Source organism: Aeromonas salmonicida subsp. salmonicida (assembly GCF_001643305.1).
In the GTDB taxonomy this organism is placed as follows: Bacteria; Pseudomonadota; Gammaproteobacteria; order Enterobacterales; family Aeromonadaceae; genus Aeromonas; species Aeromonas salmonicida.
The window spans coordinates 1-13,452 of the sequence record NZ_LSGW01000001.1; the positions used below are offsets into that span (position 1 = coordinate 1).

Below are 13,452 nucleotides of genomic sequence, written 5' to 3' on the forward strand. Positions count from 1 at the left end.
TTTATTACCTGAAATTCAAGTTTTGGTCGGTTATCACTTTATGACGGCACATTCCATATGGCCTTAGCTCAGACACCAAAGCACTACTGGTGTCTTGCCTCCTGACGTGACCGTTTCGTACGCTATCATGGCTCTTGAGTTTTAGTGTTCCTATTGATGTTCTCCTGCCAAAACCCGCTGCCAAGCCTGCAATTAGGGTTGTATATGCCTCATAACTCGGTAGAGTAAGGGCATCTCGGGTTTACCTGTACACTCTCTTTTTTCTCTCTTGTACCGGTAATGCTTGGCCTGCTTTTATCAACCTTAAGTCAGTGGTATCGATATGGAACAAGTAAACAAGTCCACCTTCAGCGATGTACTGGAATATGTGCGTATGTCCCGTCGCCAGAACAAACTCAAGCGTGAAATCGCGGACAACGAGAAGAAGATCCGTGATAACCAGAAGCGTGTATTGCTGCTCGACAACCTGAGTGACTACATCAAGCCCGGCATGAGTATCGATGAGGTTCAGGCCATCATCGCCAACATGCGTACCGACTATGAAGAGCGCGTTGATGATCACATCATCAAGAATGCCGAGCTGTCCAAAGAGCGTAAAGACCTGAGCGCCAAGCTCAAAGCCATGAGCTCCAGCAAGTAAGCAAGCCTCTTTGCTACCTGAAAACACCGGCTTTAGGCCGGTGTTTTGTTTTCTGCCATCAGCTCGGATCTCTCATCAAGCTGCAACAATCGGCTCCCCTTTTTTTGATCGCCCTGTTACCATCACTACAAAGCGGTCAACAGTTTTCAAGCCATTGACTTGAAACGACTAAGCTTGAGTGAAACACAATAAATTGCGCAACCATGGCGGGGCTGATATGGGCGCATCAGAACAGACGGATTTGAACAAAGTGGCATCTCAAGATTCATCTGTCCCAAGCGCGGACGGCAAGTACAAGCGCAAGCGTCGTCCCTGGTGGCGTTGGTTGTTCTGCTTTCTCTTTTTGCTGTGCCTGGCGGCTGCGATCGCCCTGGTTGGCTATGAGATGCAGACCTCCCGACTGCAGTCGCAGGAGATCTCCCGCTATGCGGCCAAGCTGACCTATCAGGTCGAAGCTGGCCCCAGCAAGCAAATAATCTTCCCTGAGGATGGCCCCTTCGACAAGCGGCTCGGCTATGTGCTGCTGCCCATGATGCAGGAGCGTCTGCTGCAACGGGGTTATCAGGTCAGCGAGCAGACACATTTTTCCGATGCGCTCTATGACTATGCCAGCCGTGGTTTCTTTGTTCCCTATACCGAGAAAGTGCAGGCCGGTCTGACCCTGCATGACTGCCGTGCCGAGCCCTTCTATCAATTCAAGTATCCGACTCACTATTACCCGGATTTTGCTTCCATTCCTCCCCTGGTCATCCAGTCGCTGTTGTTTATCGAGAACCGCGATCTGTTGAGCAACGAGCAGCCGTTGGCAAACCCGGCGGTAGATTGGCCCCGCTTTGCCAAGGCGGCCATGTCACAGGTGGGCAAGGCACTGGACATGCAGGATCAGTCCGCAGGGGGCAGTACACTGGCGACTCAGGTCGAGAAGTACCGCCACTCTCCCGATGGTCTGACGCTGTCACCGACCGAGAAGATCCGCCAGATGGCGTCAGCCAGTGTGCGGGCGTATCGGTTGGGGCCGGAAACCCTGGAGGCGCGCAAGCTGGTTGCCTGGGCTTATCTCAACTCTGTGCCACTTTCGGCAGCCCCTGGTTATGGTGAGGTACATGGGCTGGGTGATGGCTTGTGGGTCTGGTTTGGCGCCAATGTGAACGAAGTCAATCGGCTGCTGGATCCGGCTCGTAACCAGGATGCGGCACTTGAAGAGCAAGGGCTTGCCTTGCGGCAGGTTGTCTCGCTGATGATCGCACACCGCCGCCCCTCCTACTATCTGGCGCAGGGACGGGATGCACTGGCGACCCTGACTGACAGTTATCTGCGTCTCTTCGTGCAGGAGGGCATGATCACGCCGCCGCTGATGGAGGCTGCGCTCAAGGCCAAACTTGGTTTCCGCGACTTCCTCCAGTCCCCCGCTATGACCCGAGTCAACAACAACAAGGGCTTGCAGGTCGCTCGCACTCGCCTGAGCCGCCAGCTCGGGGTACAGCTGTATGATCTGGACCGGATGGACCTGAGCGCGGATACCAGCCTCAATATGCCGCTGCAAAACGAGATCTCCCGTTATCTGCAACAGCTTGCCGATCCCGCGTTTGCCGCTCAGGTCGGCCTGTTTGGTGAGCGTCTGCTCTCGCCGGAGAAGACAGGGGATGTGCGTTACAGTTTCACCTTGTTCGAGAAATCACCGGAAGGCTTCAAGGTACGAGTGCAGACGGACAACACGGATCAGCCATTCGACATCAACGAAGGCAGCAAGCTGGAGCTGGGTTCCACCGCCAAGTTGCGGGTATTGACCACCTATCTGGAAATCATTGCAGAGCTGCATGACAACTATTCCGATATGCCAGCAGAGAGCCTGCGCAAGATTGAGGTCTCGGGTCAGGATAACCTCAGTCGCTGGGCTGTCTCCTATCTGATGACGGCCAAGGACAAGAGCCTGCCGTTGATGCTGGAGGCCGCTCTGGATCGCCAATACTCCGCCAGTCCGCACGAAGGCTTCTTCACCGGGGGCGGTATGCACACCTTCAACAACTTCCGCCGTGAGGATAACGGACGCATTCCTCCGATACGAGATGCACTGCGCGAGTCAATCAACTTGCCGTTTGTGCGTCTGATGCGGGACATAGTGCGCTACAGCCTCTATCGGGAGGGCAACCGCGCCCAGCTGCTCAAGGATGACAAGGATCCCCGTCGTACCGAGTATCTGGCCAAGTTTGCCGATAAAGAGGGGCAAACCTATCTGCTGCGCTTCTGGCGCAAGTATCGCGGCAAGACGGCGGATGAGCAGCTCGACACCTTCCTGGATGGCCTCAAGCCCAGCGCCGTACGGCTTGCCGCCGTGCATCGCTATCTGATGCCAGATGCCTCGCAGGAGACCTTTGCCGCCTTCCTGGCCAAACGGTTGCCGCGTGACAAGCTCAGTGACAGACGCATTGAGCAGCTTTACACCAGCTATGGCCCAGGCAAGTATTCCTTGCCTGATCAGGGTTACATCGCGCGGGTGCATCCGCTGGAACTGTGGTTGCTTGCCTATCTCAAGGAGTTCGACAAGGCGACCTTTGCCGATGCGGTTGAAGCCAGCCGGGATGAACGACAAGAGGTATACAGCTGGTTGTTCAAAACTCGTCACCGCAGTGCCCGTGACAGCCGTATCCGTACCATGCTGGAGGTCGAGGCCTTCCTCGACATCCATCAGCGTTGGGCCAAGCTGGGTTATCCGTTTGACCATTTGGTACCATCGCTGGCGACGGCTCTGGGCAGCTCAGGGGATAGACCCGCCGCGCTGGCCGAGTTGATGGGGATCATTCAGAACGGTGGCATTCGGGCTCCAACCCTGCGTATCGAACATCTCTCGTTTGCCAAGGGCACACCATTTGAGACCAACTTTGAGCCCATTCACACCGAGGGTACCCGGGTGCTGCCCGCAGAAGTAGCGACTGCTTTGCGCAATGCACTCTCCAAGGTGGTGGAAGGAGGAACTGCAAGGCGTATCGCCGGTGCCTTTGCTCTGCCGGATGGCACTGTGCTACCGATGGGGGGCAAGACAGGGACTGGCGACAACCGGATCGAGACAGTGGGTCGTTATGGCAATGTCACCAGTTCGCTGGCGCGCAACCGGACCGCGACCTTTGTCTTCTTTCTGGGAGAGGACCACTTCGGTACCCTGACCGCCTATGTGCCGGGCAGCCAGTCTGACAAGTTCCGCTTCACCTCAGCCCTGCCAGTGCAGGTGCTCAAAGGGATGGCTCCACTGCTGATGCCTTATCTGCAGCCCGGTACTCATACACAGTGTATGGCGGGTAATTAGCTCGCAAACCAGAATAAAAAAACGGGGCCATATGTTGGCCCCGTTTTACGCTGTGTCGCTTGCTGCTCGCCATGAGGCGTGAGCCATCACTTACAGCAGGTCTTCGATTTCGCCACGCAGGTATTGGTACATTTCGCGATAGGCGACCGGCGGCTTGTTCAGTTCCCGTTCCTTGTTGGCGGAGCGGATCAGCTGGCGCAGCTTCTGGCGATCCAGCTCGTGGAACTGGGACATCAACTCGTTGAGTGCGCTGTCGCCTTCGGTGATCAGGCGCTCACGCCACTGCTCCAGACGATGCAGGCGGGCATTCACTGTGGAGTGGCGGTTCTTGATGATGGAGAGCGCTTCTTCAATCGGTTCGATATCACGGCTGCGCATCAGACGGCCGATGAACTGCAAATGGCGACGGAAGGACTCATCTTTCTTGGGCTTGAGTTTGCGGCCCAGCTCGACAGCATCGGCAAGCTCTTCATCCAACGGGATTTTTTCCAGCTCACTGTGGCTTAGAGAGACTATCTCTGCGCCCAGCTTTTGTAGCACCTCTGCATCACGCTTGAGCTGAGTCTTGCTGGGGCCCCAGTCTTCCAACTCGTTGTCGTCTTGATATTGACTCATCGGTTTCTTGATTCCTGTCATTCACGTTGGGGGATATGTTACCAGCTTCTCCCGCTGGGCGCAGGGGTCTGATATGCTTAGCCCCTTTCCTTCCTTCATACAGATGTGAGTTATGGATCAGCAAGACCAAATTCGCCAGGATCAAGCCCATCTCGAGGCCGTCGTTGCCGAGGCACTGGAGATAGCCAAAGGACTGGGCGCCTCGCTGGCCGAAGTCTCCATCAGCAAACAGACCGGGTTGTCGGTGAACACCCGGGGTTGTGAACTGGAAAGTATCGAATTCAACAAGGATGGTGCTCTGGGCATCGCGGTTTATCGCGATGGTTGCAAGGGTTCATCTTCCACCACGGATCTGGGCAAGCCCGCCATCCGCGCCGCTGTCGAGGCGGCCATGGAAATCGCCCGCCATACCTCTGCCGATGATTGTGCCGGTCTGGCAAATGCCGAGCTGCTGGCCTGGGATGCCCCCGATCTGCAACTGTGCCACCAAATCGAACTGGATCCCCAGCGCGGGATCGAGCTGGCCATCGAGTGTGAGCGGCTGGCGCTGGGTCGCGATGCCCGCATCAAACACTCCGATGGGGCCGGTTTCTCCAGCCACCTCGGCATCAAGGTCTATGGCAACAGCCACGGCTTCGTCAAAGGCTATGCTGCGTCCCGCAACTCCCTGAGCTGCGTGCTGATTGGCGAGCTGGATGGCGATATGCAACGGGACTACGGCTACTCCTCGAGTCGTGACCTGGGTGGGCTCTGGAGTCCGCAACGCATCGCCGATGAGGCGGTGGAACGCACCGTCTCCCGCCTGGGTGCCCGCAAGATCTCCACTCGCCATGCGCCCGTGCTGTTTCACCCAGACACAGCCGCCGGCCTGTGGGGCCATCTGGTGATGGCCATCAGCGGTGGCAACCTCTATCGCAAGTCGAGCTTCCTGCTCGACAAACTGGGCAAGCAGATCCTGCCCCAGTGGCTCACTATCCAAGAGTTTCCCCACCTGCTTGGTGGACTGGCCAGTACGCCGTTTGACGGGGAAGGGGTACTTACCCGGAATATGGACATAGTGCGCAACGGCGAGCTGATGAGCTGGCTGCTTACCTCCTACTCCGCCCGCAAGCTGGGACTGACTACCACGGGGCACGCCGGTGGCATCCATAACTGGCAGGTTTCCAACACGGGCCAGGATTTCCAGGGGATGCTCAAGGAGATGGGTACAGGCCTGCTGGTGACCGAGCTGATGGGGCAGGGGGTCAACATCGTCAATGGCGACTACTCCCGTGGCGCAGCCGGCTTCTGGGTCGAGAATGGCGAGATTGCCTACCCGGTGGAAGAGATCACCATAGCAGGCAACCTGAGCGAGATGTTTAGCCATATAGTGGCGGTGGGGTGTGATGAAGATGAGCGCTCCAGCCTCAAGACCGGTTCCGTACTGGTGGAGAACATGAAGCTGGCGGGACATTAATACCCGCCTTCACGCTGAATCCATGATATGAAAAAGGCCCCCTCGCCAACGCGAGGGGGCCTTTTTAACAGGCATGTTCAAGGGATGGCAATCAGCCCTTGATACGCTCGATGCACCCGCCCAGACCTTGCAGCTTGTGCTCGATATCTTCGTAGCCACGGTCGATGTGATAGATACGGTCGACTATGGTGGAGCCTTCGGCGACGAAGCCGGCCAGCACCAGACTGGCGGAGGCACGCAGGTCTGTGGCCATCACCTGGGCACCCTTGAGTTGCTCGGTGTCACGGCAGATGGCGACATTGCCCTGCAGCTCTATGTCCGCGCCCATTCGCACCAGTTCAGGTACGTGCATGAAGCGGTTCTCGAAGATGGTCTCTGTGACCATGCCGGTGCCCTTGGCGACGGCGTTCAGCACGGTGAACTGTGCCTGCATGTCGGTCGGGAAGGCCGGGTAGGGAGCTGTCTTGATGGTGACCGGCTTGAGAGTGCGGCCTGTCATGTCGAGGGTGATCCAGTCAGCCCCTTTCTCGATCAAGGCGCCTGCCTCTTCCAGCTTGACCAGTACCGCCTCCAGCAGGGAAGGATCTGTCTTGCGACAGGTGACTTTGCCACCGGTAACCGCTGCGCCAACCAGGAAGGTGCCGGTTTCGATACGGTCAGGCTGCACGCTGTAGCTGCCACCGTGCAGACGCTCGACACCGTCTATGGTCAGAGTGTCGGTGCCCGCGCCCTGAACCTTGGCGCCAAGCGCGTTGAGGAAGTTGGCCAGATCGACCACTTCCGGCTCACGGGCGGCGTTCTCGATCACGGTGCGACCGTCGGCCAGGGTAGCGGCCATCATCAGGTTCTCGGTGCCTGTGACGGAAACCATGTCCATCAGGATATGAGCACCCTTGAGGCGACCGTCGACACGGGCCTTGATGTAACCATCCTCGATGGCAATCTTGGCACCCATCAGCTCCAGGCCGTGGACGTGCAGGTTCACCGGACGTGCACCGATGGCGCAGCCACCGGGCAGGGAGACGTCAGCAGCACCGAAACGGGCAGCCAGTGGGCCGAGCGCCAGTATGGATGCGCGCATGGTCTTCACCAGCTCGTAGGGGGCGACGTGGTTGTTCACCGCACCGGTCAGCACTGTCACGTTGCCGTTGACCTTGGTGGTGGCGCCCAGCATCTCCAGCAGCTTGAGGGTGGTGCCCACGTCTTTCAGGCGCGGTACGTTGGAGAGGTGGATCTCCTCATCACACAGCAGGGTGGCGAACAGGATCGGCAGGGCGGCATTTTTGGCGCCAGAGATGGTCACTTCGCCGTTGAGAGTACAACGACCATCGATCTTGAATTTGTCCATTTACTTAGATACCAATCAGGAGGGCAGTAGGAATTTACGTTCGCGTTTCCACTCGGCATCGGTAAAGGCCTTGATGGAGAGTGCGTGGATGGCGTTGCTGGCGATCTTGTCCATCAGCGGGGCATAGATGGCCTGCTGCTTCTTGACCCGGCTCATGCCGTCAAACATGTCACCGACGGCGATCACTTGATAGTGACTGCCGTCTCCTTTGACATGGACTTCGGACAATGGCAGAGCCTCAAGGAGTATCGCTTCAATTTCAGAGACTTGCATTATGCGTCCTCAGTTGTGAGCGGAGTTGACTGAAACAGCCCGGCCACCCCATACAGGTTGGCCAGGGTATAAAAATCAGTGGAGGCGCCCACCAGTTGCGGTGTGGCGCCTCGTACCAATACGGCTTTGGCCCATTTGACCAGCAGTGCCAGCCCGGCGGAGTCCAGGGTGGTGACGCCACTCAGTTCGAGCTGATCTTCCTGCCACCAGTCGGCGCGGCGTTGCCACAGGGCATTGACCTGTGGTGCCTGCAGATCGCCGCTAAATTTCATGACTTGATGACCAACGGCTTGGCGTTGTGAGCACGCAGCTGGGCGATCACTGCATCTATGCCATTCTGGCGAATGAGGCCGCCCAGCTCGTTCTGCTTGGCGGAGAGCAGGCTGATCCCTTCGGCTACCATGTCGAAGGCCTTCCATTCGCCGGTCTTGTTGTTCTTGCGCAGCTTGAATTCGAGGAAAATATCCGGCTTGCCGGCCTCTTTCACGCTGACGTTGACGGCGGTGATATTGCTGTCACCCGGTGCCTTGCCCGGCTCGACTTTGACAGTTTGCTTGTCGAAATGGGCCAGCGCATCGGCGTAGGAACTCACCATGTACTCGGTGAACACCTCGACGAAGGCGTCACGCTGAGCCGGGGTGGTCTGCTTGATCTGGTTGCCGAGCACCTTGTAGGCAGCGAAGCGGTTGTCCACGTAGGGCAGCAACTCTTCACGGATGATGACCCGCAGGTGATCCGGATTGCTCTTGACCTGGGACTTGTCCGCCTTAAGGCGGGCAAAGGTCTGCTTGGCCGCTTCGTCCACCAGGGCATAGGGGTCGGCGGCATTGGTGGCGTGAGCCACCAGGGAAAACAGCATGCTGGTCATCAGACCCAGCAACAGGGCGATCTTCTTGAACATGGTTACTCCTTACTTGCTGTCGGATTTGGTGTCGGAAGACTGGCTATAGAGGAACTTGCCAATCAGGTCTTCCAGCACAATGGCTGATTTGGTGTCTTCAATCATGTCGCCATCCTTGAGCATGCTGGTACCCATCTCCTCATCGCTGAAGCCGGGCATCAGGCCGATGTACTGCTCGCCGAGCAGGCCCGAAGTCAGGATGGAGAGGGTGCTGGTTTCGGAAAACTCGCCGGCACTCTTTTGCATCAGCAGGGAGACGACCGGCACCTGGCTCTTGGCATCCAGGGTGATGTCGCTGACCCGACCTACGACGACGCCACCAACCTTGACCGGTGAGCGTACTTTCAGGCCGCCGATATTATCGAAATGGGCGCGCAGGGTATAGGTTTCTCCTTCCGGTTTGAAACTCAACCCTGCTACTTGCAGTGCCAACGCCAGAATGGCACCGATGCCGGCCAGCATGAAGGCGCCAACCAGGAATTCTACTTTGCTGAACTTCATCTTTACCTTATCCAAACATGACTGCGGTGAGTATAAAATCCAGGCCGAGCACGGCCAGGGAGGAGTGGACCACGGTACGGGTTGTGGCCTGACTGATCCCGGCCGAGGTCGGCTTGGCATCATAACCGTTAAAGAGCGCAATCCAGGTGACCACCAGAGCGAAGATCAGGCTCTTGATGGCACCTTGCATGATGTCATCCTGCCAGTCGACGGATGCCTGCATGGCGGACCAGAAGCTGCCTTCGTCCACCCCCAGCAGATCCACACCGACCAGCTTGCCACCGAAGATGCCGATCAGACTGAACATGAAGGCCAGCAGCGGCATGCTGATGACGCCGGCCCAGAAACGAGGGGCCACTACCCGGCGCAGCGGGTCGACCGCCATCATCTCCAGACTGGAGAGCTGTTCTGTGGCCTTCATCAGGCCGATCTCGGCGGTCAGTGCAGAGCCGGCGCGGCCGGCAAACAGCAGGCCGGTCACAACGGGACCCAACTCCCGCAACAGGGAGAGGGAAACCAGCGGGCCCAGGCTCTGCTCGGCGCCGAAGTCTTTCAATACGTTGTAACCCTGCAACGAGAGCACCATGCCGATGAACAGACCGGAGACCAGAATGATGGCAACGGACTGCACACCCACGACATACAACTGTTGAAGCAGCAGAGGGAAGTGCTTGCGTGGCTCGGGTTTGCCCGCCAGCGCATGAAACAGCATTATGGTGGCACGGCCGATGGAGCTGATGACGCGCACGCCAACCCGGCCCAGCTTGCTTACTTGGCTTATCAACATCACAGATCCTGTAGCAGGTCGCCTGCCGGAAAATGAAACGGGACAGGACCGTCGGGCAATCCAAGCAGGAATTGCTCGACTTCGGGATTATGCTCTTCGCGCAGCTGCGCCGGCGTGCCGTGCGCCACCACCTTGCGGTTGGCGATGATATAGGCGTAATCGGCGATGGTCAGCACCTCGTTCACGTCGTGGGTCACGATGACGGAGGTGATGCCGAGGGCGCTGTTCAGCTCCTTGATCAGCTTGACCAGTACCGCCATCGTGATGGGGTCCTGTCCGACAAACGGTTCGTCATACATGATGAGGTCCGGATCCAGCGCTATGGATCTGGCCAGTGCGGCACGGCGTGCCATGCCACCGGAGAGCTCGGACGGCATCAGCTGAGCGGCCCCGCGCAGACCCACGGCCTGCAGCTTCATCATGACGATGGTGTGGATCAGCTCCTCCGGCAGACCGGAATGCTCCCGCAGCGGGAAGGCCACGTTGTCGTAGACTGTCATGCCGGTAAACAGGGCGCCGCTCTGGAACAGCATGCTCATCCGCTTGCGCACTTCGTACAGACGAGAGCGGGAGAGGGTGGGGATATCTTCCCCGTCAAACAGGATATGACCGGACTCCGGCTTGATCTGGCCACCGATCAGCCGCAGCAATGTGGTCTTGCCGATGCCGCTCGGGCCCATGACCGCAGTGACCTTGCCACGGGGAATGGTCAGGTTGATCCCGTCGTATAACAGCCGATCTCCGTGACTGAAGGTCAGATCGGAGATGGTGATAAGGTCATTGTTCAAACAATTGTCCATCCGGTGTAAATGAAGAGCGAATTTTATGGGCTAGTCTAGGTCTAAGCAACAGCAAGGAACAACTATTGAACAGCCTGCCTCCTCAAAAGCGCGACAGTTTTGCGTCACCGATTGTCTCTCTTTTGGGACCGAGAAGTATCCGATTCGCTTATCTCGACAGACTTTTTTATAATCCCGCAGCAAATTTCCGCCCGGAGCTGTGCCTTTATGTCTGTAAAGCCTGAGAAAGTGTCTGAACTGTTCGATTTTCGTCGCAGCGCCCGTACTGTGCTGGACATTGAAAAACAAGCGATTGATGGACTCTATCAGTACCTGAACGATGCCTTTGACAAGGCGTGCGAGCTGGTGCTGCGCTGCAGTGGCAAGATAGTGGTCACCGGCATGGGTAAGTCAGGTCACATCGGGAGCAAGATTGCGGCCACCTTGGCCAGCACTGGCACCCCTGCCTTCTTCCTCCACCCGGGTGAAGCCAGCCATGGGGATCTGGGGATGATCTCCAGCGGCGACCTTATCATCGCCATCTCCAACTCCGGTGAGAGCGACGAGATCCTGGCCCTGCTGCCGGTGCTCAAACGTCGCGGCATCCAGTTGATCTGCATGACAGGCAATCCGGCCTCCACCATGGCCAAAGAGGCCAACGTGCATCTGTGCATCAAGGTGGATAAAGAGGCCTGCCCGCTGGGCCTGGCACCGACCTCCAGCACCACGGCTACCCTGGTGATGGGCGATGCACTGGCGGTTGCCCTGCTGGAAGCCCGCGGCTTCACCGCCGATGACTTCGCGCTCTCCCACCCTGGTGGCTCCCTTGGCAAGCGGTTGCTGCTGCGGGTCGGTGACCTGATGCATAGCGGCGATCTGTTGCCCCAGGTGGGGATCGATGCCACCATCAGCCAGGCGCTGCTGGAAGTGAGTCGCAAAGGTCTGGGCATGACGGCGGTCGTCAACGACGAGGGTCTGCTGGCCGGACTGTTCACCGATGGTGACTTGCGCCGGATCCTGGATCTGCAGGTGGATATCCATCACACCTCGATCGCCAAGGTGATGACGACCAACTGTGTTACCGTTGGCCCCGAGATGATGGCGGCAGAAGCTGTCAAACTGATGGAAACCAGAAAGATCAACGGATTACTGGTGGTGGATGGTGACAAGCGCCCGTTGGGGGCCTTCAACATGCATGACCTGCTGAAAGCCGGGGTAATTTGATGCAAAACGTACCGACCCTTTATGGTCCGGTGACGCGCAGCCAATACGACAGGGCGGCGCAAATCCGCCTGCTGGTGTGCGATGTGGATGGGGTGCTCTCCAACGGCCTCATCTATATGGGTAATGATGGCGAAGAGCTGAAGACCTTCTGTACCCGCGATGGCGCCGGTATGCGGGCCCTGCTCAACGCCGGGATCGAAATAGCCATCATCACCGGGCGCAACTCCCGCATCGTCAGCGATCGGATGAAGAGCCTGGGAGTGCAGCATCTGGTACAGGGGGCGGATCAGAAGCTGCCCCACTTCGAGGCGCTGTTGACAAAGCTGGGTCTGGAAGCGTCACAAGCCGCCTATATGGGGGATGACACCATAGATCTGCCGGTGATGCAGGCCTGCGGGCTTGGCATTGCCGTGGCTGATGCTCATCCGCTGGTACTGGCCCGGGCCGACATGGTGACTCGACTGGCTGGCGGAGTCGGTGCTGTGCGTGAGGTGTGTGACCTCATACTGCAGGCGCAAGGGCATGGCGATTATCAGCCAGAGGCCTCGGTATGAGCAGACAGACGCTGTTGTTCGCCCTGCTGTTTCTGGTGGCGCTGGCCGCCTGGCAGATTGGTGATGTCGACCTGACGCCGGAGCCGACTACCAAGGCAGAAAACTACCAGCCGGACTTCACCGCAAGGAACCTGGTGACCACCCGTTTTGATGTCAACGGTCGACGCACAGAACGGTTGGAGTCCGAGTATGCGGAGTATTACCAGATCATCGAGCAGGCTACCTTCAACAAGCCGGTGGTCTACATGTTCGACAAGCAGGGTGAGGCCGAGTGGAAAGTCACGGCCGACACAGGTGTCCTCAATACAGACGACAACGTGATCCTGCGCGACAAGGTACATCTGGATGGCCTGCTGCCCACCTCCTTCATCTCCACACTGGATACCCCCTATCTGGAGCTGGATCTGGTGACTCAGAATGTGAGAAGCAATCAGCATGTCAGCATAGTGGGTAAGGAATTCCAGACCGAAGGCGTTGGCCTGAAGGGTCATCTGGAACGCAAATATTTTGAATTACTGGATCAGGGCCATGCCATCTATTTCAATGAAAAACGCTAATCTGGCCCTCGCGGCTTTGCTGCTGTGCGGCACCGTGAGTGCCAAAGAGTCCGACTTTGCCGAAAAGGTCTATGTGGATGCGGTCAGACAGGTGGCCGAGATGCAGGACAACCGCATCACCTTCAGTGACGATGTCATCATCACTCAGGGCACCATCAAGATTAAGGCTGACAAGGTGGTGGTGATCCGTTCCGGCGACAAAGGGGCCGAGGTCATGACGGCCTATGGCAAGCCTGCCACCTTCTTCCAGATCCTGGACAACGGCAAACCGGTCAACGCCCACGGCAACAGCATTCGCTACGAGCTGAAGAATCGCCTGGTGACCATTACCGGCAACGGTCAGCTCAAACAGGAAGACAGCCAGGTCAATGGTGACCTGATCCGCTACGACATCGTCAAACAGAAGATGATCGCCGAGAGCAAGGGGCCGACCCAGCGGGTCAAGACGGTGTTCCTGCCTGATCAGGTAGAGAACTTCGACAAGCCCGCCGATCAGAAGAAGCAGGGAAAATAAAC

At 57.8% G+C, this 13,452-nt stretch carries 15 protein-coding genes; 7 read left to right on the plus strand and 8 right to left on the minus strand.

Features of this window, described 5'->3' with window-relative positions:
- The first annotated feature begins 322 nt into the window (after positions 1-322).
- Positions 323-640, plus strand: coding sequence for a PTS system regulator TmaR (gene tmaR, locus AXW79_RS00005; RefSeq protein ID WP_005314445.1), 318 nt, complete (start codon positions 323-325; stop codon positions 638-640).
- Between the two features lie 217 nt (positions 641-857).
- Entirely contained in the window at positions 858-3,941 is a 3,084-nt protein-coding gene (locus tag AXW79_RS00010; RefSeq protein WP_005314442.1) for a transglycosylase domain-containing protein, read from the plus strand.
- Between the two features lie 90 nt (positions 3,942-4,031).
- On the opposite strand, the gene yjgA is transcribed toward AXW79_RS00010, so the two are convergent.
- Positions 4,032-4,556, minus strand: a complete 525-nt coding sequence (gene yjgA / locus AXW79_RS00015; protein ID WP_005314440.1) for a ribosome biogenesis factor YjgA — start codon at positions 4,554-4,556, stop codon at positions 4,032-4,034.
- Between the two features lie 112 nt (positions 4,557-4,668).
- Here yjgA and pmbA point away from each other — a divergent pair, with 112 nt between their 5' ends.
- Complete coding sequence (gene pmbA, locus AXW79_RS00020; RefSeq protein ID WP_005314438.1) at positions 4,669-6,012, plus strand: metalloprotease PmbA; 1,344 nt, start codon at positions 4,669-4,671, stop codon at positions 6,010-6,012.
- A gap of 91 nt (positions 6,013-6,103) precedes the next feature.
- Here pmbA and murA read toward each other — a convergent pair whose 3' ends face one another.
- Genes murA through mlaF form a run of 7 tightly spaced genes read right to left on the minus strand, consistent with a single transcriptional unit; the run spans position 6,104 to position 10,622 of the window.
- Positions 6,104-7,360, minus strand: coding sequence for a UDP-N-acetylglucosamine 1-carboxyvinyltransferase (gene murA, locus AXW79_RS00025; protein ID WP_005314435.1), 1,257 nt, complete (start codon positions 7,358-7,360; stop codon positions 6,104-6,106).
- A 15-nt stretch (positions 7,361-7,375) separates the two neighbouring features.
- Positions 7,376-7,633: a BolA family iron metabolism protein IbaG gene (gene ibaG, locus AXW79_RS00030; protein WP_005306001.1), complete on the minus strand. Its 258-nt coding sequence runs from the start codon at positions 7,631-7,633 to the stop codon at positions 7,376-7,378.
- Positions 7,633-7,905: an STAS domain-containing protein gene (locus tag AXW79_RS00035; protein WP_005314432.1), complete on the minus strand. Its 273-nt coding sequence runs from the start codon at positions 7,903-7,905 to the stop codon at positions 7,633-7,635. Before AXW79_RS00035 ends, ibaG begins: the two co-directional genes overlap by 1 nt.
- Positions 7,902-8,534: a phospholipid-binding protein MlaC gene (gene mlaC / locus AXW79_RS00040; protein WP_005314430.1), complete on the minus strand. Its 633-nt coding sequence runs from the start codon at positions 8,532-8,534 to the stop codon at positions 7,902-7,904. The genes AXW79_RS00035 and mlaC overlap by 4 nt, the downstream gene beginning before the upstream one ends.
- Before the next feature lie 9 nt (positions 8,535-8,543).
- Positions 8,544-9,035: an outer membrane lipid asymmetry maintenance protein MlaD gene (gene mlaD, locus AXW79_RS00045; RefSeq protein ID WP_005314428.1), complete on the minus strand. Its 492-nt coding sequence runs from the start codon at positions 9,033-9,035 to the stop codon at positions 8,544-8,546.
- Positions 9,036-9,042: 7 nt separating this feature from the next.
- Complete coding sequence (gene mlaE / locus AXW79_RS00050; protein ID WP_005314426.1) at positions 9,043-9,822, minus strand: lipid asymmetry maintenance ABC transporter permease subunit MlaE; 780 nt, start codon at positions 9,820-9,822, stop codon at positions 9,043-9,045.
- A complete protein-coding gene (gene mlaF / locus AXW79_RS00055; RefSeq protein ID WP_011898278.1) occupies positions 9,822-10,622 on the minus strand; it encodes a phospholipid ABC transporter ATP-binding protein MlaF in 801 nt (266 codons plus the stop codon). The genes mlaE and mlaF overlap by 1 nt, the downstream gene beginning before the upstream one ends.
- 207 nt (positions 10,623-10,829) lie before the next feature.
- Between mlaF and AXW79_RS00060 the strand changes: the two genes are divergently transcribed.
- The 4 genes from AXW79_RS00060 to lptA are packed head-to-tail and all read left to right on the plus strand — an operon-like array spanning position 10,830 to position 13,450.
- Complete coding sequence (locus AXW79_RS00060) at positions 10,830-11,825, plus strand: KpsF/GutQ family sugar-phosphate isomerase (RefSeq protein WP_011898279.1); 996 nt, start codon at positions 10,830-10,832, stop codon at positions 11,823-11,825.
- Complete coding sequence (kdsC, locus tag AXW79_RS00065) at positions 11,825-12,379, plus strand: 3-deoxy-manno-octulosonate-8-phosphatase KdsC (RefSeq protein WP_005314419.1); 555 nt, start codon at positions 11,825-11,827, stop codon at positions 12,377-12,379. Before AXW79_RS00060 ends, kdsC begins: the two co-directional genes overlap by 1 nt.
- Positions 12,376-12,936 carry an LPS export ABC transporter periplasmic protein LptC gene (gene lptC / locus AXW79_RS00070; RefSeq protein WP_005314417.1) on the plus strand — a complete coding sequence of 187 codons (561 nt, stop codon included), beginning with the start codon at positions 12,376-12,378 and terminating at the stop codon, positions 12,934-12,936. Before kdsC ends, lptC begins: the two co-directional genes overlap by 4 nt.
- Complete coding sequence (gene lptA, locus AXW79_RS00075; protein WP_005314414.1) at positions 12,923-13,450, plus strand: lipopolysaccharide transport periplasmic protein LptA; 528 nt, start codon at positions 12,923-12,925, stop codon at positions 13,448-13,450. Before lptC ends, lptA begins: the two co-directional genes overlap by 14 nt.
- The last annotated feature ends 2 nt before the right edge of the window (positions 13,451-13,452 follow it).

Excerpts from the sequence above, each read along its gene's own strand:
- tmaR (WP_005314445.1), top strand. The coding sequence starts at position 323 with ATGGAACAAGTAAACAAGTCCACCTTCAGCGATGTACTGGAATATGTG.
- AXW79_RS00010 (WP_005314442.1), top strand. The coding sequence starts at position 858 with ATGGGCGCATCAGAACAGACGGATTTGAACAAAGTGGCATCTCAAGAT.
- yjgA (WP_005314440.1), bottom strand. The coding sequence starts at position 4,556 with ATGAGTCAATATCAAGACGACAACGAGTTGGAAGACTGGGGCCCCAGC.
- pmbA (WP_005314438.1), top strand. The coding sequence starts at position 4,669 with ATGGATCAGCAAGACCAAATTCGCCAGGATCAAGCCCATCTCGAGGCC.
- murA (WP_005314435.1), bottom strand. The coding sequence starts at position 7,360 with ATGGACAAATTCAAGATCGATGGTCGTTGTACTCTCAACGGCGAAGTG.
- ibaG (WP_005306001.1), bottom strand. The coding sequence starts at position 7,633 with ATGCAAGTCTCTGAAATTGAAGCGATACTCCTTGAGGCTCTGCCATTG.
- AXW79_RS00035 (WP_005314432.1), bottom strand. The coding sequence starts at position 7,905 with ATGAAATTTAGCGGCGATCTGCAGGCACCACAGGTCAATGCCCTGTGG.
- mlaC (WP_005314430.1), bottom strand. The coding sequence starts at position 8,534 with ATGTTCAAGAAGATCGCCCTGTTGCTGGGTCTGATGACCAGCATGCTG.
- mlaD (WP_005314428.1), bottom strand. The coding sequence starts at position 9,035 with ATGAAGTTCAGCAAAGTAGAATTCCTGGTTGGCGCCTTCATGCTGGCC.
- mlaE (WP_005314426.1), bottom strand. The coding sequence starts at position 9,822 with ATGTTGATAAGCCAAGTAAGCAAGCTGGGCCGGGTTGGCGTGCGCGTC.
- mlaF (WP_011898278.1), bottom strand. The coding sequence starts at position 10,622 with ATGGACAATTGTTTGAACAATGACCTTATCACCATCTCCGATCTGACC.
- AXW79_RS00060 (WP_011898279.1), top strand. The coding sequence starts at position 10,830 with ATGTCTGTAAAGCCTGAGAAAGTGTCTGAACTGTTCGATTTTCGTCGC.
- kdsC (WP_005314419.1), top strand. The coding sequence starts at position 11,825 with ATGCAAAACGTACCGACCCTTTATGGTCCGGTGACGCGCAGCCAATAC.
- lptC (WP_005314417.1), top strand. The coding sequence starts at position 12,376 with ATGAGCAGACAGACGCTGTTGTTCGCCCTGCTGTTTCTGGTGGCGCTG.
- lptA (WP_005314414.1), top strand. The coding sequence starts at position 12,923 with ATGAAAAACGCTAATCTGGCCCTCGCGGCTTTGCTGCTGTGCGGCACC.